Raw genomic sequence first — 26,878 nt, forward strand, 5'->3', positions numbered from 1 at the left:
GTTTACCTGTCATGCCAGTCAGCCTCCCGTGCCTCCTGAACGTCTGCTGAAAAAGGGGTGTCGCAGGTTCAACACCCCTGGCCCAAAACCCGTAACAGCCTGGGAAGTGCCTTTGAGCCACTTGGTCCCGTTCATCCCTCTACCTCCCGGTCGAATAGTCCCGGTTCGCGCGGCTCCAGCGCCTTGTACTCATCCCGGAAGAACTCCTGTTTCGTTTTCCCGGCCTTCTTCCCCAGGCTGGTGTGGCAGTCATAGGCGTAGTCGGGAATCGCCTCGGTGGACTTTCTGGCCGCGTTCAGGTCCGCCTCCAGTTGCTCGTCGGGAACACTCTGCGGGTCGTAGATCAGGTTCGTCAGATGATCCGCATCCCGGCACTTGCGCGCCTGGGCCAGCAGGATCGTCGCCTTGGCGGCGAAGATGCGCCCGGCGCCTTTCTTCTGCTGGTCGATGATCTGCCACGAGCGATAGAGCGCCTCGACCTCGTGGGTAATGATTCCCCAGCAGTCCTCAGCGCTGATGGTGAGCAGCCGCCGCCAGAGGTATTCGCGGTAGCCGCTCTCAAACAGCTCGATCGCCCAGTATCCGGCGAGCCGCGCATCCGATCTTCGGATCGCCTTCTGGAGCGCCGAGGCGACTTCCAACAAGCCATACCCACGAACTGTGGTGAGTTGCCGTCTCATGGCTGACTCCTTGCCATCAGGTGCCGTTGGAGAATCTGAACCGCGCGCCGGAAGCTCAGGTGTCCATCCTCGACAGCCTGTCGAACGATCGAGTCGATGAACCGGGCATCCGGCGCGGTTTGCGTCTCCGACTTCCACATCGCCGACAGCAGCGCCCGAGCTGAGCGATGAAGCCTGCGCGCGTCCGACTCGAAGCCCACTCGGATGCAGCGATCGCGGAAGCGCTCAGAGAGCCTGTCGGCGTGATTCGTCGTGAACACCACCACCGTGCGCCGGGGCAGGCTCTCCAATCTGTCCAGCCAGATCGTCTCGGCGGCGGTGGACATGCGGTCGGCCTCATTGACGATGACCAGCTTCCACCCGCTGCCGAACATCGGCGTGTGCCAGGTCTGCTGGCAGGTGTCGCGCACGGCATCGGCGGACTGCTCGCCGCTGGCGATGGTCCACACGCCGCCGAGTTCCTGCTGATCGACAGCACAACCCAGCTCCGCGGCCAGCGCCAAGGCAGCGCTGGTCTTTCCCGTCCCTGTCTCGCCCTCGAATAGCATCGCGCACGGGTACGGGTTGGCGAGAAAGCACCGCAGGAACGACACGACACGCTCCTGGCCGAAGAGCTGATCGAGACGTGCCGGGCGGTACTTCTCCACCAGCAGCGCCGCTCGCGCACCGGCAACCGCCAGCCTCGCCGTCGTTTGCGCCTCCGGCTCGGCATTGCGCGCAAGACCGTGGCGCAGCGCTTTGTCCAGTCGTTGCCATGTCACTCCCACATCGGCCGCGATAGCTTTCAAGCTCTGGCCTTCGCTGCGCCGGCGTCGGGCATCGGTGAGGATCGATTCGTTGAGTGTTGAAGTGCTCATGATCAATCCTCCCTTTCGAGTTGTCCCTTGAGCCACGCCACTGCTGCATCGCGGCTCAGGCAGTCGGCGTCGATCAGGTACTCGATGTTTTCGCGATCGGCGGCGGGAACAGGGGCGGGGCATCCGAACCCCGAGCGCAGCACGCCCGGCCAGTGCCGGGCTTCGCCGCACACACCGACGATTCGGCTGAAGGCGATCTCGCACATCGCGAAGGCGACGGCGCTGATGTCCAGCGGCATCAGCGCACTCTTGACCTCGTAGCGGATCAGGCCCCAGTCCACGACGCTGGTCGGCTCGCGCACACTCTTGAACAGCACGATGCCGACGTTGCAGCCGCGCTGGGCGAGGATGTCGGCCAGCGCCAGGGCAGCAGCGCCGCGGTAGAGCAGCTGCTCCGGTCGGACGCTCGCGGAGACGGTGATGTTGCAGCCGATGGTGATCGTCCGGCGAGGTTGCTGCTCGCGGATACTCCGCTCCCATGCGTTGGGCTCGCGGACCAGCCAGCGATCGGCATCCAGCTCATCGCCCCAGTCCAGTCCCCGGCGAACCTTCCGGCGGGGCGTGGTGGGCAGGTCGAGTGAGCCGATCAACTGCTGGCGCATTTGATCGACGGCCTTGAGCAAATCCTCGCCGGGGTTGTGCAGTTCGCCTAAGAAACGCTCGCGCGTGAAGTAGTTGCCCCAGCGGTCAGAACCGGAGAGCGCGTGATTCTGTGCCGCCCGCACCCGCTCGCGGTTGGTGTCATTCTGGGCGTAGTCGCACAGCGCGTCCTCGACGGCATCCTTCACCGAGTAGAACTCGTAGCGGTGGATGCCGTCGGTACAGAGTTGAGCAGCGCGGTCTTTCGGATCAGTCACGTCCGGCTCGCGCTTCGAGAACGGCGGCGGTGCGAAGCGGCGGGACTTCTTGCCGCGCTTCGATGGAAGGGGCGGGTCATCCGCCGTGTGCGGCCCGCAGCCTGCGCATCGCACCCCGTAGTACTTGGCGAAGTACACCTGTTCACCCTTGGCAACCGGCTTGCCGCAGACTCGGCACTTGCCGGCGAATCGAGCAGCGATCAATCGGCTACGCATGGCCCACCTTCGCTTTCTCATCCGCCGACCAGTCGCGGAAGTAACGGTCCTTCACCTGATCGAGCGTGCGTCCAGCCTTCAGCGCGGAGATCGCGTTGATGACCAGTCGCGTGCTGGCGATGCGGCGAAGCCGGTTGCGGCTGATGGAAGATCGGAGATTGCCGATCCACTGGATCAGCTCCGAGCCGACCTCGGCGTCGAGGCTGGCCTTGACCAGGCTGTGCTCCAGCTCCACGTCATAGTCGATGTACAACGTAGAGAGGACGAAGCGATCGAGCGTCGCCGCATCCAGCTGGTTGCGGCCGACGTACTGATGATCACCGCCGCGTCCGAACGTGTTGGCCGCTCCCAAGATGAAGGTCCGTTCGTGGCGCTTGTGGACCACGCCATCGGTCGTGACCAGCACACCGTTGGCCAGGGCGGCGTTCACAGCCACCATGACGTTGGCGTCGGCGGCGTCCAGCTCATCGAGCAGGAACACACCGCCTTGCTCATACAACTTGACGAACCGGCCGGGCTTGAACACCCACGCCCCCGTTGCGTCGGGCAGGGTGCGGCCCAGCAGGTGGGTTTCGGTGATGCCGGCGGAAAGGGAGAGGAACCCGAACTCCAGATCCAGCGCCTGGGCGAGTGACTTGGCCAGCGTGGTCTTTCCCGAACCTGCCGGGCCGACCATCAGGATGTTCCGGTGGCCCTCGTTGACCAGCTCGATCAGTTCATCGAACTGGCGGTGAGGCCGCTCGTCGAGCTTGCGGATCGTGCCGTCGGGAAGATGGACTTCGATCGGGCGAGGCAGCGTCGCCGCGGCGAGCCGCTCGTCCACGATCCGCCGAACCATATCGGCGTCAACCTGTGTGTGCAGGTGCTCCTGCACCGCGTCGGCCAGCAGCTCGAAGATTCGAGCGTGGCCATTTTTTGATGTACACTCAGCCTGCATCGAAAGTGCTCCTTTCGGTGCCAAGGGCCGGGATGTTTCTGCATCGCCGGCCCACTCTGTTTCCCGGATCGATCCGATCGGCCTTTCCAATCGAATCCCCGATTGAGAATGAGTGTGACGTTGCAGTCGCCTGACGGGAAGGAAAATGTTAGCGAACGCTATCAACGTAAGACTTGTAGTTCAAAGCTTTTGGCAGCCGGCAGAAAAATTCCTGGATTTTTCCTGCCTCGTCCCCGGCGATACCTGTGCGTTTGTGGAGTCTCATCGGACCACCCTCACCACCAGTCGGGTGGTTCCTTTCGCCTGGACGACATCCAGGTACGGTCCCCACTTGCGCTTGAGGTAGCGGATCTCCTGCTCGTGCCGCTCGGCGGAGCGCTGTTGCGCGTTGCCGCCCGCGCCGGCGAAGCGCGTGTGGATGAAGCTGTAACGCCCGTCCACCAGGACGATCCGGTCATGCACGAGCGACTGGAGGCAAAAGTCGATGTCAGCCCGCAGCAGCAGAGATGTGTCGTAACGCAGCTCGCGGCCAATGATCCCGACCAACCCGCCGACCCAGGTGTTCAGCGAGAACGGGCGGAAATTTGCATATGTCAGCGGCCGTGCCGCCTGCTGGAAGCCGAAGACGCGCACGCCGGCGTCGGCCGCGAGGATCGCTAACCGCTCGACGATGGCGCGAGCCGTGTCGGCGTCTTCGATGCGGCGCTTGTGGAAACCCACCTGGCTGTACACGTGCGTCACGTCGTCATCGACCATGACGACGCAGCGGTCTTCGACGTGATCCATCACCCACTGACGCAGCGGCCCGATGCCGACAACGCTGGCCGGATGCACCAGCAGGTTCGAGGTGACGCGGGAGTACGCTTCGAGTTCATCATCGCCGATGCAGACGGTGGCGTCGGGGAACAGGCGCAACGCCTTGTCACTGATGACAGATGCACGGCCCTTGGAAGGTATGACGATCTTCATGACGCAGCCTCCTGTGTTTCCATCTGCCGGGGCTTCAGCCGAATGAACTTGCCGACCAGTGCGGAGCGTTCGAGGCGCTCGGCATTCGCCGCGCCGTAAGCGATCAGGACAGAGCCCGCGCCGGCGTTGTTTGCGGCAACCTGCCCGCTCGGATCGTGGAAGTGCAGCCGCCCGAACAGGAACAGCACAGCATCGGCGCGCGCCCACACGTATTGCTGGAACGCTTCTGTTTCTGTCCGCGCGAACACCAGCGCCATGCCGTCACCGTGCTCGGCCAGCCGCTTGAGCCAACGTCCCACCTGCGGACCGTAAGGCGGGTTGAGCCACACGCGACCGAACCACCGTTTGCGCAAGCCGTCATCTTCGACCGTGTAGTGCCGGGCTGCGGTGTTCCACGGTCGCTGCACGGGCGCGCACGGGTCGAGGTCGAACGGCCCCAGCGCTGCGATGAGCGCCGGCGGCGTGAGCCACTCATCCGTTGCGCCGCGATGGCCGCGGTGATGTCCGCCAATCCCAGTGCCCCGACTCATGGCGTGTCCCCCGCAAGCAGGCGGATTGCCTTGGCGCCATCAACGACGCGGCCCAAGCCGACCTTGGTGCGGCCGCCCGGATAGGTGATCTGCACCTTCTGGATCCCCAGCCGCTCGCACGCCTGCTGGAAGTCCTGCTCGTTGCGGAAGATCAGCATGATGTAGTCGTGGTGCTCGAACGGCTGGCACTGCATCTGGGGCAGGGCCGCCGACGGCTCGTCCGTGTCCTGCGGCTCCTGCTCCAGCGCCGTCAGCCCCGCCTGCGTGTTGTGCAGCAGATCGCGAACCCATAGGCTCTCAGCGGTGATGGCCTCGACCAGCGCGGCGTATGCGGCAGGGTCGCCCTGCGCCATCGCGCCGACAGGATCGAGCGTGGCGAGGATCTTGCGCTCCGCGTCCTCGCTCCAGTTGCCGACGAGCACGGGGATGGGAGTCTTCGGATCGGCGACCGACTTGCGCGCGTGGCCGTCGATCAGGCGTTTGGTTCGCTCGTTGTAGAGGCACGCGCCGGCCCAGCCGATCTCCGGGTCTTGCAGCAGGTCTTTGATCGACTGCAACTGCTCCGGCGAGTGACGCCGCCAGTTGGCAGGGTTTTCCGACAGCGACCCGGCCTCGATCCATTCCAAACGCAGATTCCTCATGACAGAACCCTCCGATTCGGCGGAAAAGAAAGATTAGTGACCCTCCGAGGTGTTCCCGTCGGAGTGTGAAACAGGCATCGACACAGGGAGGACCCAAAACAACACGGACTCGACGGCGGCAGGCAGGCGAGCAGCAGCAACGCGACGCAACGACTGCAAGGGCGAGCGAGCGGGCGAAACGGCGTGCCAGGCGACGGCGTGGCGAGTGCCGCGCGGTGCCGCGAAGTGCCGCGACACTTCCTATTGTTTGTTCCCGACGTTTCGCGCGTGCGCGTGCGCGCGCGCCCGTGACGCGCGCGTGGTTGCCGAACACCGCGGCACATCGCGGCACCTGAACGTAAGTGCCTGTGGTACAATGCCGCACAGTGCCGCGATGCTCATTCCGATCGCGGCATTGATCGCGGCACCTGGCGGCACTTGCGCGCTACAGACCTGGTGCATGGCTGATTCCCTCGTAAAAGCGCCCGTAGTCGTTGTTCCGTCGAGTCCGCAGTCCCGGCACGGCCGCAAGCAGGTCACGGCTGAAAGTCTGAACCGTTCCTGGATGATCCCGGCCGCTCGACTGACACCAGGTCTTCCACGCTGCGTACAGCTCGCTGACGTAACAGCGCTCGCCTGCGCCCACGCGACAGCGCTCGCGGACGAACGCGGCGACCGGGCTGGTCAAGTCTTCCATCTCCTGCACGGCATCGGAGACGCTTTGGGGCTGAATGAAATGACCCCGCTCGCGCAGACGCTTCCAACCCTCGATGGCCCACAGCAGGATGCCGGGCAGCTCCGCGGTCAGCCGCTCGGTCAATTTTGTGTCTTCACGGCCGTAGAAGCTCTCGCTCAGCCGCAGGACGATGAACCGCCCGGCCAAAGCGCCGCTGGCGTCGCTCATGCGGGGAAGCTCATTGGTCAAGAGCATCAACCGTGTGGGCAGCTTCATGCTGACGGCGGGCAGGAACTTGCGGTCGATCGTCAGCATGTCCTCGCCACTGATGCACAGCAGTCGCTCGACCACGATCGCGATGCTGTCGCCACTGAAACGGGCGTCGGAGACAATGGCCAGGCTCTTGCCGATCAGCGGTTGAAGCCCGAAGGCGCCGGCGAGGCTGGCAGTGGTCGGGCCGACGACGTTGCAGCCGCCGACGAGACGTGTGAGCACTCGTCCGATCGTTCCCTTGCCGGATCGCCTGGGGCCGATGATCAGCAGGATCTTCTGCTGTGACGTGTCGGCGGTGAGGCAGTAGCCGAACCATTCCTGAAGCGTGTGGATCTGCTGGATGTCCAAACCCCAGAGCTGCTTTAGGAACTGGATCCACGTTCGCGGTGCTGCGGCGGCGGGGTCATAGTCAAAGTCCAGCGCATTGCCGGCGAACAGGGCTGGGGTCGCCGGCATCACCTGGCCAGTGGGAATGTGCAGGTTCATCGTGCGGCATGGCAGCACTTCCCGCGCGTCACAAGGCGCGGCGTGGCCCTCAAGCCAGGAGGGCATCGAGACTGTGGCGGGAAGATGCACGTAGCTGCGGATCGAATCCAGTGCCGCGTTGACCGTGCCGGGGTTGGAGTCAAAGTCCACCAGTTCCGGCTCGCCCGTCTGTCGGTTGACGACGTAGCGCAGTGCATCGTGCAGCCAGGGCTGGAGGCGGTGACGCAGAGACTCGTCTTCCAGCTCGACATAGCGGTTGTCGCGCCATCCGAGGAACAGGCCGGCGTAGCAGTGGATCGTCCGGCCATCGGGGTGGGTATGGAACTGCTCGACGAACGCGCGGGCGGTGGGCAGTGTGCGACGCGGCGAGAGGACCAGCCGTCCGGTGTCCGGGTGCCGCTGGCCGAGGGGGATCGCCCCCGACGCCGGTGATGCATCGTCGCCGTCACGTGCAGTCGGTCGTTTGCCGCAACGTGCAGCCCTGGGCGCAGATGCCTCATCGGCCAGTTGCCGCGGATCTTTGATTCCGGCGTCCAGGCCCGAAGCAATCGTGCGCCCGATCTCCGGCTCAGCCAGACCGGCCGCGACTGCGGCAGCGCGCAGTTCGGCTTCGACGTCCGTGCGACGCAGATGTCCGCCGCCGACCAGACGGCCCAATGTGAACGCGGCGGTGTTAAGGGTCTGATTGCGGGTTCCTTCCGGTGCCTGCACGACCGACTGCACTTCGGATCGCAGGATGAACTCGGCCAGACGACTCTCGCCGAGCTGCCGTCGCGCGGATCGCGGCCTGCGAAACGCCCTTTCTTTGGGCTTGAGGCGATCCAGGATCGATGTCGGCAGGGGCGCCAGCGCCATGTTCCACGGCTCATGTCCCTCCAGCCACTGGTACGGGCGCTTGGTGTCGGGATGGATCGACCCGACGAACACGACCTGTCCGCCCTCGCCACGGACATCGATGTGCTCAGCGAGCCTGCCCGCGGAGTTTCGCAGCGGCGTGTCGCTCCTGAAGTAGTAGTGCCTGCCTTGGCTCCCGGTGATGACCGTCACGGTTGGCGGCAATGCCAGGGCGCTGGCATCGCCGCCCGGGTCAACGTCGATCACGACCAGGCCGCCGCTGGCCTGCCCGGTGCGGACCCCTACGTTGCCGAGCTGCGCCCATTGCAGCGCCTCTGCAAGTGTTTCGCGCGGCCGCTGCTGCCAGAGTTGCTGCCTGGGTTTCTTGCCGTTGAGGGGAACAAAGGACCATCTCAGTTGCTGGTAGCACCACTCGATGCTCTGCCGTCGCAGCTTTGGCGCCTCGTCGGACATGTTTCGCCGAGTCTTCGTCCCCGTGTCTTTGACAGTTCCATCCAGCATGCTCGGCAATGGTCCGAAGCGTTGAGGCCGTCGATCACCAGCCAGTCGCTGACATCCCGCGTGTGCGGATCGAACGTCGCCGTCCCGCATCGCAGGCAGATGCGCAGCTCACGCGGCACGGTCGTGGTTTTCCGTCGCGACACCCAGATACCTCCCGATCGCGTTCCACACGTCATCGACACAGCGGGCCAGCACGTACACGCCCCCGAATCGCTCGATGATCCGCTGGTAGTTCTTCTGCTGCGGCGTCTGCTGGCCGGAGTTGGTCTTGACCTCGATCTCCAGGCGGATACCGCCCGGAAGGATGCCGCTGAGGTCCGCTTGCCCCGGCACGCCGAAGCGCACGACACGCCTGCCCATGCGGGCCATGCCGACATTTGCACGCCACAGACGCATGTCGTGGCGCGTGCCGAAGGTCAGCAAAATGAGGTTTTGGATCTGTTTCTCGGTCATGACACTCTCTTGTTCCATCGCCGGCTGATGTGCACGGCGCGCATCTCGCCCACGAAGCCCCTGGGCCAGTGACCAAACAGGTCGCGGAAGCGGTGAGAAGCCCATCCGGGGTTGAAGCCCCTGGTGCTGGCGACTTCGGCCAGGTGCTCAAAGACGGATCGCTTCTGTTCCTGTGTGGCGTGATGCGGATCGATCAGTTCGCCATTGGCCAGGACCGGCATGACGCCGAAGCGCTCCTGGAAGCGGTAGAGGCTCCAGCCCTGGCGGTAGCCCATCGCCATCCGTTCGGCTTCGATCAGGTTCCACACCTGGCGACGGTACTCGAAGCTGGAGTCGTCGAACTCATGCAGTTCACCAGCGCCATGAATGATTGGTCGTTCACGCTCGGCAGCGACCGGCACCCATCCACACTCGGGGCAGGCTGGAAGCTGCGTGTCGAACATCAACCCGCACTGCTGGCAGCGGCGGATGCCCAGCGGCTGCTCGTGCCCGACGCGGGTATCACCGTCGAGCGAGTAATCCAGCCGCCGCGTGACCAGCCCGTGAACGTGATGATTGCCGGCGTGGTCGAGGACGATCGCGCCGTCCTTGCCGTCGCACGCGCGCATCACCCGGCCGATCATCTGGAGGTGAAGATTCAGCGAAGCCGTGGGTCGCGCGATGATCGCACATTCCAGCGCCGGCAAATCCCAGCCCTCGGTGAGCACCATGCAGTTGCAGACGATCTGTGTCTGCCCCGACGCCAAACGCGCGAGAATCGCGTCGCGCTGGTCGCGGGGCGTGGCGCCGTCGAGGTGTTCAGCCGCGATGCCAGCACATCCAAACGCAGCAGCGATGGCCCGGGAGTGTTCGACATCCACGGCAAACGCAACGGTACGGCGCCCTTCGGCGCGCTTTACCCAGCTCGCCACGACGTCCGCGTTCAGTTCCGTTGTGTTGGTGCGCTTGGCCAGCGCGCCCAGGCTGTATTCGCCGGCGATGACTTTGACGCCACGGAGATCGGGAGACTTCGAGCACCACACTTTGGGCGCGTGCAGGATGCCACTGTCGCACAGATCCTTCGTCGTGGCGGCGACCACCAGCTCACCGAACAGATCGCCCAGGCCTCTGCCGTCCAGTCGAAACGGCGTTGCCGTCAGGCCGACTCGATGCGCATCGGGGTAGCAATCGAGGATCTCGCCATACGTTTGTGCCGTCGCATGATGGCACTCATCGATGACGATCAGCTCCGCGTGCGGCTTGTCCCGCCGCGCCAGTGTCTGCACCGATGCGACCTGGACCTGTGCCGCTGGCTCAGGCGCGTGGCCGGCCATGATGATGCCGACGGACAGGCCGTGGGCTCGCAGGCGATGGGCCGCCTGGTCGATCAACTCCTTTCGGTGAGCCAGCCAAAGCGTCGGCTTTGACCACTGCTCGACCAGGGCGGTTGCCATCACCGTCTTGCCACTGCCCGTAGGAGCCACCAGGATCGGCCTGCGATCCAAGGCGCACCGAACACGTTCCACGGCGCGACGCTGGTAGTCGCGCAGCGTGTGCTTGCTGCTCGTGGCGTGCATGTTCCGCTTTACATTTCAGATCGGGACGATCCTTGATGGGGCCTGCTCCAGGGCGATCGCCCACTGCTGGGGCGTGAAGGCGTCGAGCTGCGTGTTGGGGAACAGCTCGCCGAGTACCCTGAACCACTCCTGCTCGATGTCCTTCTGTTCCCAGCCCCTGGGGCATTCCTTTGCGAACGCCTGCCACGCCTGCTGCATCGTGGCAGTCCTCGCTGGCGCGGCTGTCGGCACCTTGGGCGCGGGCTTCGACGCTGTCGGCGGTGCAGGTGTGGCGGTGGGCTTGCCGGCGGGCTTGGGCGCAGGCGCTGGCGTCCCGCCAGCCAGGGCGCGGAGCCTGGAGCCCAGGCGCGCGCTCAGCGTCCGCCGCGCGTTGTCGTCCGCCCTGGGCACGCCCGCGGGCATGGCATCTTCGGCGTCGACGTAGCGCACCTTCAGTCGCTGCTTGCCGTCGTACTGCTCGAACTCCAGCTTGACCTGCACGACGAGCTGGCTGAAGTCGGCGTCCTGGAGCCACAGCGGGTCCCGGCCATCCCAGCCGAAGGCGGACTTGAGCTGGTCCAGCGTCACCGTGTTGATCGAGCCGTCCTTCTTCTCCAGGTAGAAGTAGCCGCTGATCGCCAGGTCCTGATCTGTGGCGATCCACTCGCCGTTGACCAGTTCCTGTATCAGGCCGAACTGGCAGACGAACGTCGCCAGGTTGTTCGGTCCTGTCTCGGCGACGCCGTGCTCCAGGATGGTTGCTTTGAATCGTCCTTCGCGGTCAGGCAACATGGTTGTCTCCCAAAAGGTTGGTCCAGAGGGTCGAGTCGAACTTCGATAGCGGAAGGGGCTGACTGAGCGTGCGGCTCTTGGCCATGCAGTGGGGCAGCTCGTTGGGATAGATCGTGCGACTTCCGCTGCCCGAGCCTTTGCCGTCCTTGACCGCCACGTCGTAGCCGACGAACAGCACGTGATCGGCCCACTCGCGCACGCGCAGGCGAATGGACGACTTGCCCGACGCCGGCGACTGCAAGCGAGGCTCGTAGCGAATCCAGTCCTCGCCGTCGGGGTTGGGAACCGACGCGGTGCAGTCGTGACAGATCAGGATCACGTGCAGGCCGGCGCGGGTGTGCTGGTCCAGATCCCCCAGCAGCGTGAGGAATGTGTCGTAGACGTGGCTGTAGCCCTTGCCAAAGCCATAGTCCTCGATGCGCTGCACGCGCTGGCCCTTCTCGTGGGGCACGCTCGCCAGCGTGTGTTCGACGGCCAGCTCCTCGGCGCGGGTGGCGCTGTCGATGACGATGGTCCTGATGCCGTCCCAGCCATCGGCATGCAGGGCGTCGCGGATGTTCTGCCAGGTTCGGATGCCGCTGACGGGGCGCAGGTCCAGCTTCGCCGGCGCATCGGCGAGCTGCTGCTTGAGGCGTGGCAGCGAGTCGTCCAGATCGAAGAACGCCACGGGTCCGGGCGCCGTGGCCGCAAGCGTCGTCTTGCCGATGCCGCCGGGGCCGAACAGGACGATGCGATGGCCGTTGCCGTCGGAAATGGGGCCGAACGCAACGGCGGTGCGCTGGCGCGTTGGCGGCTCGTGGTTGCTGGCGCGTGTGCGCGGCATCGCCGGCGACGGTCTGGTCGGTAGCCAAGTCACAGGCAGTCTCCTTGGGAGGCCTCGCCTCCGGTCTGAAGTTCGGGATGCACGTCGCTCAGGATTTCGTATCCCACCGGCGGTGCATCGACCTTGACGTGCATGCAGTTCAGGCACAGATCGGCGTAGGGGCAGTACGGGCAGGTCATCCGCCCGACATTGCGGAACCAGCGGTCGGCGCGCTGGGCGTGGCGAAGCTGCGCCGCCTGCTGCCACAGCTCCAGGCGGTACTCCGCAAGCTCGTCTTCCAGTCGCGGCACTTCGCGCCGGGCGAAGTAGCAGTCGGGCCGCTGGCCAATGTCGCCGAGCAGGCGCTGGCCGTACTGCTGCGGCGTCTCGTCCTTGCGCAGGCGGATCGTGGGTTTGCGCGTGACATCGTAAATGACTGTAGAAACGTCGAACCCCAGCGCCCGGGCGCCCAGCACATATTGGCTGATCTGGCCGTCGCACCGCAGACGCAGCCAGTAGTTGCTGTCAGTTGCGATGTCCTCGCCGGCGGTCTTGTACTCCAGCACGGCCAGGCGCCCGTCGGGCAGCTTGACAATGGCGTCGATCTTCCCGGCGAGCAGGAAGATGCGACTGGCATGTCCGCTGCCGGGATTGATCAGCGGCGTCTGGAAGACCTGCTCGACGGCGACGACCTGAAGATCATCGTTGCTGTATCGCCAGAAGTGGCCGGCGAGGAGCTGGCGGAGCGTTTGGCGCTGGACCGCCCACTCAACGGGGTCCGCCCACTGCGGGACCTGCTCGTAGCCAGCCGTCGCCCGGGCCATCGCCGTCGCGTCATCCGCGCCGCGGTTGTGTGCTTCCAGTCCCGCGTGGTACGCGCCGCCGAAGCGCAGCGCCTCCGCCGATCGCACGCGGCTCAGGCCCAGTTCGTAGCGGTAGTAGTGCTTACGCGGGCACGTCCGCAGCGTCGCCAGGCGCGACGAGGTGAGAAGCTGGAGCTTTCGGTTCACCATAGCCAGGCTCCGAGCAGCACTCCGGCGATGAAGTAGAAGAGGACGATGATGACCCAGCCGGCGATGGCGCCTTCGTTGGGTCCGGGTGCTCTGTCCCGGCCGCCGTACGTCATGTCGCCAGCGCCATCGCTCTGGCCGACACGATCAAGGCGGGGGTTGTGATCGTGCTGCTGCATCCGGCGCCTCGTGAAACTCAAACCCCGATCCGGTCCAGGAACCGGTTCGCCTCGGCGATGGAGGCTTGGCGGATGGCCTGGGCAGACCCGGGCGGGCGCGGCGTTGGCTCGTCGCCGACCATGGGCTTGTCCGCCGCAGCCAACGTCTGGAAGAAGCGGCTGATCGCCTGCTTGCTCGTGGCGATGTTGCGGCCGACGCGGATGTACTCCAGCCGCACTCCCTTGATGCCCCTGCGGCACCATCGCCACAACGTCGGAATGGACGGCCGCCTGCCGTTGCAGCGGGGCACAAGCCTGGTGGCCTCCGCCAGCGTCAGGACTGTCTCGGTCTCGATGTCGATCATGCGATTGCACCTCCGTCGTGACGGTTCGGAGCATCGCACGTTTTTTCGCGGCTTGGGGGCGCGCAAGGGCCGCCTAAGGGGCGCGCAAGGGCCGCGCACAGACGAAAAGGGCTTGCAGTCGTGTTGGCCGATTCCGGGCCGTTGCCTGGGAATGCACCAGATGCTGGCGTGGCAGGTTCAGCCGATTCGCATCATCACCTGCTCGACTTTGGCCAGGTCGCGCTCGGCGTAGACGGCATCGGTGAGCTGGGCACTGGAGTGGCCCAGCGCAAGTTGCGCCGCCTCCAAACCGAATTCGCGGCGGATCATGGTCGCGGCGCTATGACGCAGCTGGTGCGGATGCCAGCGGTGGGCCTTGCGAAACGCCTTGATCTGCTGCTTCTGCTCGGCGGTCAGCCGGGCCAGATACTGCTTTCGGGTCTCCGGCTTGCCTTGCTCGTTGAGCCCCGGCGCCAGATGCTGCGGCAGAGCAAACGCGCGATCGCAAGCTCGCTCGATGGCACGGGCGTAGGTTTTGGGAGTGTAGTAGTCGCCGGGTCTGCGCTGCGGGCGCTTCCTGAGGTTGCTGCCAGGTCGATTTCCGCATGACAGCGGCGTCTTGCGGACCTGATGCAGCATCTGCCGCCGCTCGTGCTCGGCTTCGGCGGGACTGAACAGGCAGCGATCGTCGGGACGCAGCAGGAACGGAGTGAGCACCGCCTGCGCCTTGGGTCCGAAGTAGATCGTGCGGATCTTTCCGTGCAGCGCTGTCTTGTGCTTCTGCGGGCGGTAGGTCCAGATCGCCCGCGAGCGGTCGATGTCGCCGGGGCGAAGCTTGAGCAGTTCCCCGCCGCGGGCGCCGGTCAGCAGTTGCAGGTCCACCAGTGCCCGGACCTGCCGGCTCAGAAACGGTCTGACCGCCTGGACCTGCTCCAGCGGCACGCCGCGCACCGGATCGCTTTCGCGCGCGGTGGTCCGCCCGTATCGCAATCCGGTCACCGCTTGCAGCCCGTGGAAGATGTTCGAAGGCAGCAGTTGCTGAGCCACGCCCCAGCGGAAGACCGCCTTGACGCGGCTGAGCATCAGGTTCACGCTGCGTCGGCACCAGCCGGCGTCGATCATCTGCTGGCGCACCGCCTGCAGCGCCAGCGGTCCAAACTCGCAAGCGCGGGTGTCGCCGTAGAGCTGACGCAGGTGTCGGGTGGCGCGGCGGTATTTCTGGATCTCGTAATCGGGCTCGGCACCGCCGGGGCAGTAGTGGGAAATGGCCCAGGCGAAAAAGCGGGCGAGAAGTTCCGCCACAGTCAGCTCGCAGGGCGGGACGGGCAACTGCCTGCCGGCCGCCAGCCACTGGGCGATCATGCGGTCGTATTTGTTGCGGGTCCGCGGGTCGTCGTGCCGGCCGAGGTACAGGGCCTTTTTGTTGATGACGACGTACGCCTGACCCGTGGCCTTGTGAAGCCGCAGGGCGGGGATGCGGGTGGTCACGGCGCGTCTCCTGGATCCAAGGCGGCGCGGAGCACGGGCAGAAGCAGTAGTACTACGCGCGTTTTGACTCAGGTTACGGTCATGCCCTGGGACAGGAGGTGCGCCGCTACACACGGCGCCCACGTAACTTGCGGATACAGCGGGCGATGGGATTCGAACCCACGACGTCAGCCTTGGGAAGGCTGCATTCTGCCACTGAATTACGCCCGCAACCTCGGTAGGCCGCGTTACAGTCCTGCGGCCAATGGATTGCTTAATGCTACACACTGCCCCGACAGACTTCAACCATGGGCCGGATTGAAGCTGGCCCTGGGTGCGAGTCGCCCGTTGCGTCAGGGCGGCGGTTGATCCAGGGCGGACTGAACCGCCTGGCGAATTTTTTCGGGCGTTTGCTCGCCAAAGCCGACGATCATGTCGCGCACCACGCCGTCGCGGCCGACGATCAGTGTTACGGGGATCAGGTTGATGCCGAAGTTTTTGGTCGCCAGGCCCTCGGCATCAAGCGGAACGGTGAACGTGAAGCCCTCGTTCTTGACGTAGTCGCGGGCCTTTTCCTCCGTTTCCTTGCCGAGCCGGGTGCAGTTGACGGCCCAGACTTTCAATCCGCGCGAGCGCAACTCCGGGTCCGTGCTCATGGCCTGGACGTGAGGCAGGGATTTCCTGCACGGGCCGCACCACGTTGCCCAGAAATCCATGAGAACCACGTTGCCCTTTTCGTCGGCGAGATTGACTATCTGGCCGTCGAGGGTTGTGGCGGTGAACTGCGGCGCTGGCTGGCCGACCAGCGCCGGCCCGAAGGCCTTTGCCGGCATCGTGGCCGGCGCGTTCCTGCTGGCGTCGGGTTCCTCCGCCGCGGCGGGAAAGACCAGCATCGCCACTACAGCGGCTACCGTTGTCGTGATCAGTGTCATCCGCAAGCGAATCACTCCTTTACTCGTTGTGGTCAATTGTCGGTTGAATGGGAGGCAGTGGGCCTGGCCCGTCGCTGCCGTGGCGGCGGGCCAGGCCTGTTGATGCGAGCTTGATCAATCACGGCGAGCGGCTCGATCAGGTGGTGCCGCCTTCCTTCAGCGCCGCCTCGATCGCATCGTGCAGGCGTTTTACGCTTTCCTCGCCGCCGAAGCCGATGAACACGTTCTTGATCGTGCCGTCGCGTCCGACGATCACCTGGGTTGGGATGCCGCGAACCAGGTACTGTTGCAGCACCTTCCCGTCGGCGTCCATCGGCACGGTAAAGGTGTAGTTGTTCTGCTTGATGAACTTCTCGACCTGCTCGTTCTTTTCGCGTGCGTTGACTGCCCAGACCTTCAGGCCGCGTTCGGCCAGGGCCTTATCGGCGCTGATCTGCTGCACGTGGGGAAGGGCGGCAACGCAGGGTCCGCACCAGGTCGCCCAGAAGTCCAGCAGCACGACGCTGCCCTTCTGCTCGGAGAGCGTGACGGTCTTGCCATCCAGAGTCTGGAGCGAAAAGTCCGGCGCGGGCTTGCCCTTGAGAGACTGGGTATCGGCGCTTCTGTCCTGCGCCAGGGCGATGGACCAACCGGCCAGCGCGACGGCGCAGGCCAGCACTGCAAACCCGACGAAATAGCGACGGCGAGTGTTCATGGGATCCTCCCAAAGTGGTGGAATGGTTGCAGGCGTCGCATGTCGGGCGACGCTCGCCGCCGCGACCGCAACGCCTCTGCCGATATCTATCATAGACCCGCCAAAACCCCAAAAGTTGCCGCGGGTGAGGATTTCCCGCAATGCTCGCGGGTGGCCTGGCTTTTGGCGAATCGGGGAAGATTTGTTGGCGGAATGCGACCTGGCAGGCGACAATGCGACCCATCAACAGGAGCTTGCATGAGCTATGACCTCAGCTTTGACGTGGGCGCGGGATTCAACAAGAAGTCGTTCGCCGCCTACTTCCGTCAGCGTCGGAATTATGAAGTGGCCAACGGGCAGGCGATCTATCAGAACGAGAATACCGGCGTCTACTTCATCTTCGATGCGCCCGAGGACGGGGTGGTCAGCTTCAATCTGAACTTCTATCGTCCGCACGTTTTTGGGCTGGAAGCGGCGATCGAGCTGGGGGCGTTCGCCAGGGCCACAGGCGCCGCAGCAAGCGACGAATCGGGCGAGCTGGGATCTGGCGGCTCGTTCGATACCCAGACGTTTTTGCGGAACTGGAATGAAGGCAATGGTTTCGCCTGCAAGGTGATGGCCAAAGACATGGATCGGGTCTATACCTGGCCGGCCAGGCGCATCCGCGAGGTCTGGGATTGGAACTACAGCCGTCCAGCGGAGGACGAGTTTGAAGAGGGGGATATCTTCGTACCGGGGATCTTCGCGATCGAAGAGAGGAACCAGGCGATCAGCGTCGCGGTCTGGCCGCCGCATTGTCCGATTCTCCTGCCGCAGGTCGATGCGGTGCTGGTTCCGATCAATATCGAGGAGGAGGACTGCGATGCGGCGAAGGTGCCCTGGGATGAGCTGGCTGCGCTGGTGAAGCCCTATCAGGAATCGGCGGCCGGGATCGCGCGGTATCGACTGGCGTTGGATCCGTGGCCGGCGGAGATCGATGCGTTCTTCGCCAAGCGCCGCCGGGCGATGAAGCCGAACGGGATTTCGATGGACCAGGTGCTGGATCGAGAATTGGTGGAGGCTTGACGGTGTTTCGCGTCCACTATTTGACGGGCACGCAGGTGCAGAACAGATTCCGATCGCCGTAGGGGTTGTCGATGCGGGCGACGTGTGGCCAGAACTTGTACTCGCGCAGCCACGGCGCCGGATACGCCGCCTGCTCGCGGGAGTATTTGTGCGGCCAGTTGTCCGCCGCTATCGCGGGCGCGGTGTGCGGCGCGTGCTTCAGAGGGTTATCGGCACGATCCAGTTGTCCGGACTCGATCGCGGCGATCTCCTGACGTATGCGGATCAGGGCGTCGCACAGGCGGTCCAGCTCGGCCTTGGGCTCGCTTTCCGTCGGCTCGATCATCAGGGTTCCCGGTTCCGGCCAGCTCATCGTCGGGGCATGAAAGCCGTAGTCCATCAGTCGCTTGGCGATATCCTCGACAGTGACGCCGCAGGTCTTCTGGAACGTCGAGCAATCCACGATGAACTCATGCGCCACACGACCGTTGCGGCCCTTGTAGAGCTGCTCGTAGTGGCCGTCGAGACGCCTGGCCATGTAGTTGGCGTTGAGGATGGCGATCTGGCTGGCCAGCTTCAGCCCGCACTCGCCCATCATGCGGATGTACATCCAGGAGATGGGCAGGATGGAGGCCGAGCCATAGGCGGCGGCAGAGACGGGGCCTGCGGGATTTGCGATTTGCGATTTGCGATTTGCGACTTCAGATTTGGGATTGGAGATTCGGGATTGCCCCAGCGGGTCGCCCGGCAGAAACGGCACCAGGTGCTTGGCGACCCCGATCGGTCCCATTCCCGGCCCGCCGCCGCCGTGGGGGATGCAGAACGTCTTGTGCAGGTTGAGGTGGCAGACGTCGGCGCCGATGTCGCCGGGGCGGCAGATGCCGACCATCGCGTTCATGTTGGCGCCGTCGAGGTAGACCTGCCCGCCGTGGCGATGCATGATCTGGCAGATCTCGCGGATGCCCTCCTCGAATACGCCGTGCGTGCTGGGATACGTGACCATCAGCGCGCCGAGCCGATCCTTGTGTGCCTCGGCCTTGCGATTCAGGTCCTCGATGTCGATGTTCCCCTGGGCATCGCAGCCGACGGCGACGACCTTGAAGCCGGCAATGACGGCGCTGGCGGGGTTTGTGCCATGGGCGCTGGTGGGGATCAGGCAGACATCGCGGTGGGCTTCGCCTCGCGACTCGTGATAGCCGCGAATCGCCAGCAGCCCCGCGTACTCGCCCTGCGAGCCCGCGTTGGGCTGGAGCGAGATCGCTTCAAAACCGGTGATCTCCGCCAGCCACTTTTCAAGCTGCTCGAAGAGGATCTGATATCCCTGCGTCTGCTCCGGCGGCGCATAGGGATGAATTCGCGCAAACTCCGGCCAGGTGATCGGGAGCATCTCGCTGGTGGCGTTGAGCTTCATCGTGCACGAGCCAAGCGGGATCATGCTCTGCGCCAGCGAGAGATCTCGCGACTGGAGCCTGAAGATGTACCGCAGCATCTCGGTTTCGCTGTGGTAGCTGTTGAACACGGGGTGGGTGAGGAACGGCGATTGGCGGTTGGCGATTCGCAGTGGCCGATCGGTGATCCGGGCCGGATCGGCGCCTGTCCGAGGTTCAGAGCCAAATGCATCTCGGACAATTGAGTCTATGTCGTCCAGGTCGGTGGTTTCATCGCAGGAGATTCCGATCGTGCCGTCGCGGAAATCGCGCAGGTTGTAGCCGTGCGCCGCGGCACGCTCGATGACGGTTTGCGCGTCAATGCCCACGGGTCGCACGCGCAGCGTATCGAAAAACGACGATCCGCCGGGCAGCTCATGTCCCAGTTCCCGCAGCAACTCCGCCAGCAGCACAGCCATGCGATGCACGCGTTGGGCAATGCGCTTCAGTCCCTGTGGTCCGTGATAGACGGCGTACATGCTGGCCATGATCGCGGGCAGAACCTGGGCGGTGCAGATGTTGCTCGTGGCTTTTTCGCGGCGAATGTGCTGCTCGCGGGTTTGCAGGGCCAGTCGATAGGCGATGTTGCCGTGGGCGTCTTTGGAGACGCCGACGATTCGCCCGGGCATCCTGCGGACGTATTCCTGTCTTGTGGCCATGAACGCGGCGTGTGGCCCGCCGAAGCCCATTGGCACCCCGAATCGCTGCGAGCTACCCACCGCGATGTCGGCTCCGAGCTCGCCTGGCGGCCTGATCAGCGTCATCGCCAGCAGGTCGGTGGCCATCACCACCAGCGCGCCGTGTTTGTGGGCCTCTTCAATGACATCGGTGTAATCGACAATCCGGCCGTCGGTGGTGGGATACTGAAGCAGAATGCCGAAGGCATTTGCGATTTGCGACTTGCGATCTGCGATGGGGCAGACGTCAAGCTCATATCCCAGCGACCTGGCCCGCGTTCTTACGACCGCGATCGTCTGGGGATGGCAGTCATCGGCGACGAGGAACACCCTGCGATTGGCTGCATCTCCCACAATCGCATGACACATCGCCATCGCTTCCGCGGCCGCGGTGGCTTCGTCCAGCAGCGACGCGTTGGCCAGCGGCAACCCGGTCAGGTCCGCCACCATCGTCTGGAAGTTCAGCAGCGCCTCCAGTCGCCCCTGGGATATCTCCGCCTGATAGGGCGTGTACTGCGTGTACCAGCCGGGATTCTCAAGGATGTTGCGCAGGATCACCGGCGGGGTGATCGTGTCGTAATACCCCTGTCCGATGAATGAGCGGCAGATCCTGTTCTTCGTTGCAATGGCGCGCAGCTCATTTAAGGCTCTGAATTCACTGACGGGCGGGGGCAGATCCAGCGGCCTGTTCATCCGTATGGACGGCGGCACCGTCTGTTCGATCAGCTCATCCAGTGAGCCGACGCCCAGCAGGGCAAGCATCTGCCGCACATCCTGCTCGCGCGGGCCGATGTGGCGCCAGATGAAGTCGGCATCGTTGGCCAGGGTGGCGACTGGCTTGGTCTGTGACTCTGGCATGTTCGTCGTCATCGAGGTGCAGGCAGTCGCGGGGATCAGTGGCCGGTTTTCTTCAGGTACTGCTCGGCGCTGAGCAGCGACTGGACCTGTTGCGGATCCGTCGGCTTGACCTTGATCATCCAGCCCTTGTCATACGGGTCGCTGTTCACCAGGCCCGGATTGGAGACCAGCGCTTCGTTCACCGCCACCACCGTGCCGCTCACGCCGCTGTACAGATCGGCCGTGGCCTTGACCGATTCGATTTCGCCCCATCGCGAGCCGGCGGTAATCTGCTGGCCCACCTTCGGCAGCGCAACGTAGGTGATGTCGGTCAGCTCATCGGCGGCGAATTTGGTGATGCCGATCGTCACCACGTCGCCTTCCAGCTTGTGCCACTCGTGCGTCTGGAGATACGTTCGATCGTTCGGAACAGACATGAGCTCCTCGGATTTCAAGCCTCAGGTGGACAGGATCGATCGCAATCTGCGTCAATTTCCAGCCTGCATCGATACGGGTCCATCTGCGGGTTGGGTCAGGTTCTTCTATAGAACGGCAGCTTCACCACCTTCGCGGGATTGAGCGTGCCTTTCAAGTCGGCCTGTAGTTGCGTTCCTTCGGTGGCGTAGTTCGAATCGACGTAAGCCATGGCGATGCTCTTGCCCAGAGTCGGGCTGAGGGTGCCGCTGGTGACTTCGCCGACGATCTTTTCGCCGCTGCGGATGGGCGTGCCCTGCCGGGCGATCCGCCTGCCTTCCAGTTCCAGCCCGACGAGCCTTCGTGCCGGGCCTTTCTGGCTGATCACCCGCAGCGCATCGACGCCGACGAAGTCCTTGTTCAAGTCCACTGCCCAGCCCAGCCCCGCTGAGATCGGGTCGATGCTCTCGCTCAGTTCGTGGCCGTACAGGGGCAGCCCCGCCTCCAGCCGCAGCGTATCGCGGGCGCCCAATCCGGCGGGCTTGATCGTCGCGTCCGGCCGGTCGAACTTCCCGCCCAGCATCTTCATCGCCATCGCCGCCGCCTTGGCCGGCAGGATCATCTCCACCCCGTCCTCTCCGGTGTATCCGCTGCGAAACAGCGTGAACTTCATCAGCATCACGCTGTCGGTCACGAACGTGTAACGCTTCATCCCGCGAACGTCGATGCCGGAAAGCAGATCGGCAACCCGGTCGATCACTTTGGGGCCTTGAATCGCGACCATGGCCGTGGCTTCGGTCTGATCCGAAATGTCAAAATCCAGATCCAGATCGTGTCGAACCTGATGGAAGTACTTCACGAGCTTGTCGCGATTGGCGGCATTGCAGACGATCAGCCAGTTCTTCGTGTCGCGGCTGACGATCACGTCATCCAGCACCCCGCCGGATTCATTGCAGATCAGCGAATAGCGGCTCTGCCCCACCCGCTGTTCGCTGATGTTGCGCGTCAGCACGCGATCCAGGAACTTCACCACGTCCCGGCCGGAAAAGTACAGCCGGCCCATGTGTGAAACGTCGAAGATGCTCCCGCTGGTACGGGTATGCACATGTTCTTCCACGATCGAGCGATACATCAGCGGCATGGCCCATCCCGCGAAATCGACGAGCCGGGCGCCGGCCGTGACGTGGAAATCGTAGAACGGCGTGTGCTTGAGCATGCGAAGGCCGACACTATCGGCGCAGTGCAGGGGCGTCAAGGTGTGGACCGACTGCGGGACTGCCGATTGTGGATCTCAAAGACCGCAAGCAACCGTCGTATGGAGATCAACAACCGACAAGCGGGGCATGGCGCATGCGCAAGGCACCGCCCCGGATCTCGGCTCGGTGGTCGAGCCAGACCCGGGGCGGACAATCAGAGCCGCGACTTTCGCCGCTGCCGATTCCTTGCTGGGACGACCTCAGGCACGGCGGCGCCGTGGCCGCTGAAGCGACCAAGCCGCGCCGAGCAACAGGCCCATCGTCGCCGGCTCGGGAACCACGCCCGACTGCACCGCCCGCAACGCCGCCACATACTCCCCGCCAAACTGCTGCGAGTGCTGTGCGATCAAAGCATCCGCAAGCGGACCAGCCTGGTTGACGTACGCGTTGTCGATCAGGGCATAGTCCGTCGCGTCGATCACACCCGAGTAGTCAAAGTCTCCGTTGATCCAGCCGGTCAACGTGTTGACATACCCGTTGTCGATCAGCGAGTAGTCCGTCGCGTCGATGCTGCCGGAAAGATCCGCATCCCCGAAGTAGGTGAACTTCACCAGGACGGCGCTTTCGGTCAGCCCGCTGGCGCCGGCGAAGTTGGTGTAGATCGGCCCGCTGCCGCCAACCTGAGCCAGGTCATTCAGCACGACGCCCAAGCCGTACAGGAAGCTGCCGGCGGTGGTGTTCTGAACGTTGGCCTGTGTCGAGCCGATGCCCGGCCCAAGCCAGTCGAAGTTCCCGCCATTCTCCAGGGCCGACTTGACCTGTGCGGTGATGGTCGAGAGGGTCCCTGCGGTGACGACCATGCTCGAGTTGTTCAGGTCGAGCCTGGCGCCGGTCGCGACCGAGAGGTTGGTGGTGACGATGGTCTTGGTCGGATCATTGGCGGTGGCGCCGGTGGTGATCCGCAGCGTTCCGCCGGCCACGTTGACCGCATTGATCGGACTCTTGGTCAACTGCGTGACCGTGCCCAGCGTTCCGCCGCCGTTGAAGGGCAACTGGGTCCCGGCGACGACGCGCCCGTTGTAGATGGTGTTGATCGCCAGCACGCCCGCGCCGGTCTTGTTCAACGTTGCCGAACCCAGTCCGCGAGTGGCGGGGATGCCCGGAGATCCTGGGGTACCGGCCACGACCGGACCGGTGAAGTCGATGACATTTCCGGCGTTGAGCGTCGATCCGCCCGCCACGCTCACGGTCGTTTCCGCTGCTGTCAGCGACCCGGCGCTGGTGAAGCGCTGGATGTTGATGCTGCCGATGGTGTTGTTGCCGATGGCGCTGTGCAGAGCCGCGCCGAAGGTGCCGGCGCCTCCCGTGCCCACGGTGAACAGGTCCGCGGAGTTGATGTTGCCGTTGGACCCGTCGAACACCAGCGTGCTGCCGGGCAGGACGGTGGTGTTATTGTTGACGATCCCGCCGGCGTCCAGTGCTGCCGGATGCCGCGCTACAATCACGCCACCCGGGGTGATCGGCGACGTGGCGCTGCCCGGGTTGCCAAGCTGAATCGCGCCAGTGATCGAGTTGGCCGCCGACAGGAACAGCGTTCCGGCACCCAGCTTGATGATGGTGCCGTTGCTGACAGGTCCGGCAAAGTCGACCGTGTTGGTCGTGCCGACGTTGATGCCGGCGATCTGGAGGTTCAGATCCCACGGGCCGGTGAAGGTGAAGTTATCGCCCGCTTGGTCGAAGATCACCTGCGAGGCGTTGAGGAACGAGCGGAAGGCGTTGCCGATGGTCAGGCTGCCACCGCCCAGGACGCGGAAGCGGACGTGGTTCATCAGGTCCACTTCGCCCGTGCCGAACGCGGCGCTGTTGCCCAGGTAATAGGTGGACGCAGGGGTGCCGGTGTAGAACCAGTTGAAGTTTCCGATCTCCGTTCCGCCAGTGTAGGTGTTGGCGTTGCGGAGGATGATGGTGTTGGCGTTCCCGTCGTCATTGAGCCGTCCCTGGCCGGAGATCACGCCGTGGACGTCCACCGTTCCGGTGCCGAGCGTCAACACGGTGTTGTTGCCGGTAACATCCTGCGGCCCGGTGCCGCCGATGTTGATGTTGCCGGTGATCACGGTGGTGCTCGTGCCGGAGAAGCCGCCGATGCGTGCGGTGATGCCGGCAGGGGTCTGCCCGACGATCTGGATGTCGCGGGCGATCAGGATCGATCCGCCGCTGCCGTTGATCAGTGCCTGCTCAAAGCCCTGGAAGTCCGCGCCGGTCTGCCCGGCGGTGGAGAAGACGATCGGCGAGGTGTCTGCGCCCAGCGGGCCGGGCGAACCGGCGACCACGTTGGAGCTGATCACGATGCGCCCGTTGGCGATGGTGGTTTGACCGGTGTAGGTGTTGGCGCCGGTCAGGATCAGATCGCCATGACCGCTTTTGGTCAGTCCGTTGGTTCCCGAGATCACCCCGGAAATCGTCAATCCGGGGATCGAGAGGATGTCACCGGCCGCATTGCTGATCGTGGCCGCGTTGGTGACGGTGTGGATCACGCCCTCGGCCGAGCCGAAGTTGAGGTTGGCGGCGATGCTGTTTCCTGAGGTATTGTCGATGATCACTCCGCTGGTAACCGCCAGGCTGCCGGCGCCGACATTCACCGCGCCGCCGGTGTTGGAGAGCGTCAGCGAATTGATCGTTCCGGTGTGGCTGGCGGAGCTGCTGAGCAACACGTTTCCGCCCGCGGCCAGCGAAGTGGTCATTTCCGTCGTGCGCAGCGGTCGCAGCCCGTCAACATCATACGTGACGGGGACCGCGGTGCCGTAGCCGACATCCTCGGCGGCAGTGGCGCTGTCCACGCCCACGCCGTAGGCCCACGGCACCAGCCCGCTCACCAGTGTTGGCGCGTTGGTCAGTGTGATCTGGCTGCGTTCCGTGCCGGCGGTTGGCGAGCCCAGATTCCGCCCACGGATCAGCACTGTCGAGCGGTTCTCGCGGGTGATGGCGTCGGCGGCCAGGGTCGTCTGCGTCGGACCGTTGGTGATCACGGTCAGCACGTTCATGCCGTGCCGCATGGCGATCGTGCCGATGTCTTCCATGGCATCGAATCCGCTGGCGCCGCCCATCTGGATTTCCGAACCGTACAGGTAGACCGGGGCACTGTCGCCGATGCGATTCACATTCCCGTTGCTGAAAGCGTTCACCAGATCCAGCCGGCCCATGTTGCGGATCATCGAGCTGTTGGCCATCGCGCCATCTTCGATCAGCGTGTGGAAGTCGTAGTTGTCGATGATGGTTTCGCCGGTGTAGCTCATGGGCACGTGGAAAAAGCTGTCGCCGCCTTCGCCAAGCCGAAGCTTGCCGCTTCCGGAAATGTCGCCGAAGAATTCGGGGCTGGCGGCGCCGTTGAAGGCGATGGTTCCGCCGTTGGGACCGATCACGATCGGGCGGTTGAAGGTGTACCCTGGTTGACCAGGAAGATCCTGGCGCATGAACAGCCCGCCGCCGTTGAGTGTCAGCGTGGCGCTGGCTGCGCCAAGGACGGTTTCATCGAAGACGGCGTTTGGCCTGGCCACGCCGTTGACGGTGATGACCGCTGCGCCGCGGACGGTCACGCGTCCGCCGTTGACCGTCACCCCTCCGGTATGCGTTGAGCTTCGCGTCAGCCACACGTCGCCGGGGCCATTCTTAATAAACGCGCCCGACCCGGCCAGAGATGCGTCGATGATCTCGCCGGCAGTGAAGAACTTGTTGCTGCCCAACGAGAGGTTGAAGGTCATGACGTTGGCGTTGTACGCCAGTCCGCCGGTGCCAGTGGTGATGACCTGCGTGCCAGCCGAGGGCAGGCTGATGATGTCAGTTCCGGCCTCGTTGTTGTTGGTGATGCCCGCCAAAGTGAGCGGTCCATCCAGAAACGGCCTCCAGCCGAACAAGTCGCCGTTTTCGTTGAAGGTTGCCACGTCGGCCGGGCCGTTGGGGACAGTGCCGCTGCTCCAGTGCGATCCCACGCTCCACAGGGCGCTCAGCGGGCTGGTCTGGGGATCGGCATGGGGATTCAGAGGCGGGCCGATCCACACGCCGCTGGCGCGGCCGCCGAGCACACCGCTGTCGCCCGAAAGTCCGAACCCGCCGCCGCTGGCCCAGTCGAAGCTCGCGCCGGACCGCGTAAACAGCTCGGACGTGCTGAAGCGGTTGACGCGATCGTTGCGGGCAGCGCCGTAGCTGCTGCCGGTGTCAATTCCATATACGCCGAGCAGCGTTGCCGCCACGGCTCCATTGATTACGAGACGCTTGTTGCGCATAAGACTCTCCCAAAGTGGCTCCCAACAGTTGTGTGAACAGACACAAAGGAACAGGAAATGCCAGAGATGCGACTGTGCCCCGGAAAAGTACGAACGATTGAACGAGCCAAGGCGGCTGGCTCGCGGTGAAGGCGCTGCGCCGCATGCCGTCACGATGGGCACGCGCGCAGCCCCACGGAATCCGGCTGATGAAATGAGCACTGCGAAACATCGAACCCACCAAGCGCCGAGCCGCCCAACAACCACCCACTGCGGCCCCGCACGCATTCCGGAGGAGGTGCCGACTTCCTCCCATCCAAAAAAAGCGAACAGCTTATCTCCGCTACACCCTCTGCGGCGCGGGCCTGGCGTGCCACACTGTGTCGCAGTACACCACAGCG

The 26,878-nt window shown here is 64.4% G+C and carries 23 protein-coding genes and 1 tRNA gene; 1 reads left to right on the forward strand and 23 read right to left on the reverse strand.

The features are described 5' to 3' along the window. Positions 1–131: 131 nt before the first annotated feature. The 19 genes from ACQS5P_RS16835 to ACQS5P_RS16925 all read right to left on the reverse strand — a co-directional run bounded on the left by ACQS5P_RS16835 (position 132) and on the right by ACQS5P_RS16925 (position 16,644). Positions 132–680, reverse strand: coding sequence for a hypothetical protein (locus ACQS5P_RS16835; protein WP_428937782.1), 549 nt, complete (start codon positions 678–680; stop codon positions 132–134). After that, positions 677–1,537, reverse strand: a complete 861-nt coding sequence (locus ACQS5P_RS16840) for an AAA family ATPase (RefSeq protein ID WP_428937783.1) — start codon at positions 1,535–1,537, stop codon at positions 677–679. Before ACQS5P_RS16840 ends, ACQS5P_RS16835 begins: the two co-directional genes overlap by 4 nt. 2 nt (positions 1,538–1,539) lie before the next feature. Further along, the gene (locus tag ACQS5P_RS16845; RefSeq protein WP_428937784.1) at positions 1,540–2,610 is read right to left on the reverse strand and encodes a DUF7192 family protein; all 1,071 of its coding nucleotides are present in this window, start codon (positions 2,608–2,610) and stop codon (positions 1,540–1,542) included. Beyond that, on the reverse strand, positions 2,603–3,637 hold the full coding sequence (locus tag ACQS5P_RS16850) for an AAA family ATPase (protein ID WP_428937785.1): 1,035 nt from the start codon (positions 3,635–3,637) through the stop codon (positions 2,603–2,605). Before ACQS5P_RS16850 ends, ACQS5P_RS16845 begins: the two co-directional genes overlap by 8 nt. Positions 3,638–3,808: 171 nt before the next feature. Next, on the reverse strand, positions 3,809–4,516 hold the full coding sequence (locus ACQS5P_RS16855) for a hypothetical protein (RefSeq protein WP_428937786.1): 708 nt from the start codon (positions 4,514–4,516) through the stop codon (positions 3,809–3,811). After that, entirely contained in the window at positions 4,513–5,046 is a 534-nt protein-coding gene (locus ACQS5P_RS16860) for a DNA N-6-adenine-methyltransferase (RefSeq protein ID WP_428937787.1), read from the reverse strand. The genes ACQS5P_RS16855 and ACQS5P_RS16860 overlap by 4 nt, the downstream gene beginning before the upstream one ends. Continuing rightward, a complete protein-coding gene (locus ACQS5P_RS16865; RefSeq protein ID WP_428937788.1) occupies positions 5,043–5,687 on the reverse strand; it encodes a hypothetical protein in 645 nt (214 codons plus the stop codon). Before ACQS5P_RS16865 ends, ACQS5P_RS16860 begins: the two co-directional genes overlap by 4 nt. Positions 5,688–6,111: 424 nt before the next feature. Next, a complete protein-coding gene (locus ACQS5P_RS16870) occupies positions 6,112–8,409 on the reverse strand; it encodes a phage/plasmid primase, P4 family (RefSeq protein ID WP_428937789.1) in 2,298 nt (765 codons plus the stop codon). 156 nt (positions 8,410–8,565) lie between these two features. Further along, positions 8,566–8,910 (reverse strand): hypothetical protein, encoded by a 345-nt coding sequence (locus tag ACQS5P_RS16875; RefSeq protein WP_428937790.1) that lies wholly within the window; start codon positions 8,908–8,910, stop codon positions 8,566–8,568. Beyond that, on the reverse strand, positions 8,907–10,466 hold the full coding sequence (locus ACQS5P_RS16880; RefSeq protein ID WP_428937791.1) for a DEAD/DEAH box helicase: 1,560 nt from the start codon (positions 10,464–10,466) through the stop codon (positions 8,907–8,909). Before ACQS5P_RS16880 ends, ACQS5P_RS16875 begins: the two co-directional genes overlap by 4 nt. A 15-nt stretch (positions 10,467–10,481) precedes the next feature. Then, positions 10,482–11,237, reverse strand: a complete 756-nt coding sequence (locus ACQS5P_RS16885) for a hypothetical protein (protein ID WP_428937792.1) — start codon at positions 11,235–11,237, stop codon at positions 10,482–10,484. Then, entirely contained in the window at positions 11,227–12,060 is an 834-nt protein-coding gene (locus ACQS5P_RS16890; protein ID WP_428937793.1) for an ATP-binding protein, read from the reverse strand. The genes ACQS5P_RS16885 and ACQS5P_RS16890 overlap by 11 nt, the downstream gene beginning before the upstream one ends. Before the next feature lie 29 nt (positions 12,061–12,089). Continuing rightward, positions 12,090–13,052, reverse strand: a complete 963-nt coding sequence (locus ACQS5P_RS16895) for a RecB family exonuclease (RefSeq protein ID WP_428937794.1) — start codon at positions 13,050–13,052, stop codon at positions 12,090–12,092. Beyond that, positions 13,046–13,228: a hypothetical protein gene (locus ACQS5P_RS16900; RefSeq protein ID WP_428937795.1), complete on the reverse strand. Its 183-nt coding sequence runs from the start codon at positions 13,226–13,228 to the stop codon at positions 13,046–13,048. Before ACQS5P_RS16900 ends, ACQS5P_RS16895 begins: the two co-directional genes overlap by 7 nt. A gap of 17 nt (positions 13,229–13,245) precedes the next feature. Beyond that, positions 13,246–13,572, reverse strand: a complete 327-nt coding sequence (locus ACQS5P_RS16905) for a DUF1580 domain-containing protein (RefSeq protein WP_428937796.1) — start codon at positions 13,570–13,572, stop codon at positions 13,246–13,248. Between the two features lie 177 nt (positions 13,573–13,749). Next, positions 13,750–15,039 (reverse strand): tyrosine-type recombinase/integrase, encoded by a 1,290-nt coding sequence (locus ACQS5P_RS16910; protein ID WP_428937797.1) that lies wholly within the window; start codon positions 15,037–15,039, stop codon positions 13,750–13,752. Positions 15,040–15,177: 138 nt separating this feature from the next. Continuing rightward, positions 15,178–15,249: transfer RNA gene (locus ACQS5P_RS16915), tRNA-Gly, on the reverse strand. A 122-nt stretch (positions 15,250–15,371) separates the two neighbouring features. Then, complete coding sequence (locus tag ACQS5P_RS16920) at positions 15,372–15,950, reverse strand: TlpA family protein disulfide reductase (RefSeq protein ID WP_428941037.1); 579 nt, start codon at positions 15,948–15,950, stop codon at positions 15,372–15,374. A 136-nt stretch (positions 15,951–16,086) separates the two neighbouring features. Continuing rightward, a complete protein-coding gene (locus ACQS5P_RS16925; protein WP_428937798.1) occupies positions 16,087–16,644 on the reverse strand; it encodes a TlpA family protein disulfide reductase in 558 nt (185 codons plus the stop codon). Between the two features lie 237 nt (positions 16,645–16,881). Here ACQS5P_RS16925 and ACQS5P_RS16930 point away from each other — a divergent pair, with 237 nt between their 5' ends. Beyond that, positions 16,882–17,688: a hypothetical protein gene (locus tag ACQS5P_RS16930; protein ID WP_428937799.1), complete on the forward strand. Its 807-nt coding sequence runs from the start codon at positions 16,882–16,884 to the stop codon at positions 17,686–17,688. 16 nt (positions 17,689–17,704) lie between these two features. On the opposite strand, the gene gcvP is transcribed toward ACQS5P_RS16930, so the two are convergent. The 4 genes from gcvP to ACQS5P_RS16950 form a co-directional block, all read right to left on the reverse strand. Then, on the reverse strand, positions 17,705–20,641 hold the full coding sequence (gcvP, locus tag ACQS5P_RS16935) for an aminomethyl-transferring glycine dehydrogenase (RefSeq protein ID WP_428937800.1): 2,937 nt from the start codon (positions 20,639–20,641) through the stop codon (positions 17,705–17,707). A 23-nt stretch (positions 20,642–20,664) separates the two neighbouring features. Continuing rightward, positions 20,665–21,045 (reverse strand): glycine cleavage system protein GcvH, encoded by a 381-nt coding sequence (gcvH, locus tag ACQS5P_RS16940; protein WP_428937801.1) that lies wholly within the window; start codon positions 21,043–21,045, stop codon positions 20,665–20,667. A gap of 95 nt (positions 21,046–21,140) precedes the next feature. Beyond that, a complete protein-coding gene (gene gcvT / locus ACQS5P_RS16945) occupies positions 21,141–22,238 on the reverse strand; it encodes a glycine cleavage system aminomethyltransferase GcvT (protein ID WP_428937802.1) in 1,098 nt (365 codons plus the stop codon). 240 nt (positions 22,239–22,478) lie between these two features. Next, on the reverse strand, positions 22,479–26,498 hold the full coding sequence (locus tag ACQS5P_RS16950; RefSeq protein ID WP_428937803.1) for a beta strand repeat-containing protein: 4,020 nt from the start codon (positions 26,496–26,498) through the stop codon (positions 22,479–22,481). Positions 26,499–26,878: the final 380 nt, after the last annotated feature.

It is taken from the genome of Fontivita pretiosa (assembly GCF_050410795.1).
In the GTDB taxonomy this organism is placed as follows: Bacteria; Planctomycetota; Phycisphaerae; order Tepidisphaerales; family Tepidisphaeraceae; genus Fontivita; species Fontivita pretiosa.

Bases quoted from the DNA above. Each gene is read 5' to 3' on its own strand.
- ACQS5P_RS16835 (WP_428937782.1), bottom strand. From the start codon at position 680: ATGAGACGGCAACTCACCACAGTTCGTGGGTATGGCTTGTTGGAAGTC.
- ACQS5P_RS16840 (WP_428937783.1), bottom strand. From the start codon at position 1,537: ATGAGCACTTCAACACTCAACGAATCGATCCTCACCGATGCCCGACGC.
- ACQS5P_RS16845 (WP_428937784.1), bottom strand. From the start codon at position 2,610: ATGCGTAGCCGATTGATCGCTGCTCGATTCGCCGGCAAGTGCCGAGTC.
- ACQS5P_RS16855 (WP_428937786.1), bottom strand. From the start codon at position 4,516: ATGAAGATCGTCATACCTTCCAAGGGCCGTGCATCTGTCATCAGTGAC.
- ACQS5P_RS16860 (WP_428937787.1), bottom strand. From the start codon at position 5,046: ATGAGTCGGGGCACTGGGATTGGCGGACATCACCGCGGCCATCGCGGC.
- ACQS5P_RS16865 (WP_428937788.1), bottom strand. From the start codon at position 5,687: ATGAGGAATCTGCGTTTGGAATGGATCGAGGCCGGGTCGCTGTCGGAA.
- ACQS5P_RS16870 (WP_428937789.1), bottom strand. From the start codon at position 8,409: ATGTCCGACGAGGCGCCAAAGCTGCGACGGCAGAGCATCGAGTGGTGC.
- ACQS5P_RS16875 (WP_428937790.1), bottom strand. From the start codon at position 8,910: ATGACCGAGAAACAGATCCAAAACCTCATTTTGCTGACCTTCGGCACG.
- ACQS5P_RS16880 (WP_428937791.1), bottom strand. From the start codon at position 10,466: ATGCACGCCACGAGCAGCAAGCACACGCTGCGCGACTACCAGCGTCGC.
- ACQS5P_RS16885 (WP_428937792.1), bottom strand. From the start codon at position 11,237: ATGTTGCCTGACCGCGAAGGACGATTCAAAGCAACCATCCTGGAGCAC.
- ACQS5P_RS16890 (WP_428937793.1), bottom strand. From the start codon at position 12,060: ATGCCGCGCACACGCGCCAGCAACCACGAGCCGCCAACGCGCCAGCGC.
- ACQS5P_RS16895 (WP_428937794.1), bottom strand. From the start codon at position 13,052: ATGGTGAACCGAAAGCTCCAGCTTCTCACCTCGTCGCGCCTGGCGACG.
- ACQS5P_RS16900 (WP_428937795.1), bottom strand. From the start codon at position 13,228: ATGCAGCAGCACGATCACAACCCCCGCCTTGATCGTGTCGGCCAGAGC.
- ACQS5P_RS16905 (WP_428937796.1), bottom strand. From the start codon at position 13,572: ATGATCGACATCGAGACCGAGACAGTCCTGACGCTGGCGGAGGCCACC.
- ACQS5P_RS16920 (WP_428941037.1), bottom strand. From the start codon at position 15,950: ATGACACTGATCACGACAACGGTAGCCGCTGTAGTGGCGATGCTGGTC.
- ACQS5P_RS16925 (WP_428937798.1), bottom strand. From the start codon at position 16,644: ATGAACACTCGCCGTCGCTATTTCGTCGGGTTTGCAGTGCTGGCCTGC.
- ACQS5P_RS16930 (WP_428937799.1), top strand. From the start codon at position 16,882: ATGAGCTATGACCTCAGCTTTGACGTGGGCGCGGGATTCAACAAGAAG.
- gcvP (WP_428937800.1), bottom strand. From the start codon at position 20,641: ATGACGACGAACATGCCAGAGTCACAGACCAAGCCAGTCGCCACCCTG.
- gcvH (WP_428937801.1), bottom strand. From the start codon at position 21,045: ATGTCTGTTCCGAACGATCGAACGTATCTCCAGACGCACGAGTGGCAC.
- gcvT (WP_428937802.1), bottom strand. From the start codon at position 22,238: ATGCTCAAGCACACGCCGTTCTACGATTTCCACGTCACGGCCGGCGCC.
- ACQS5P_RS16950 (WP_428937803.1), bottom strand. From the start codon at position 26,498: ATGCGCAACAAGCGTCTCGTAATCAATGGAGCCGTGGCGGCAACGCTG.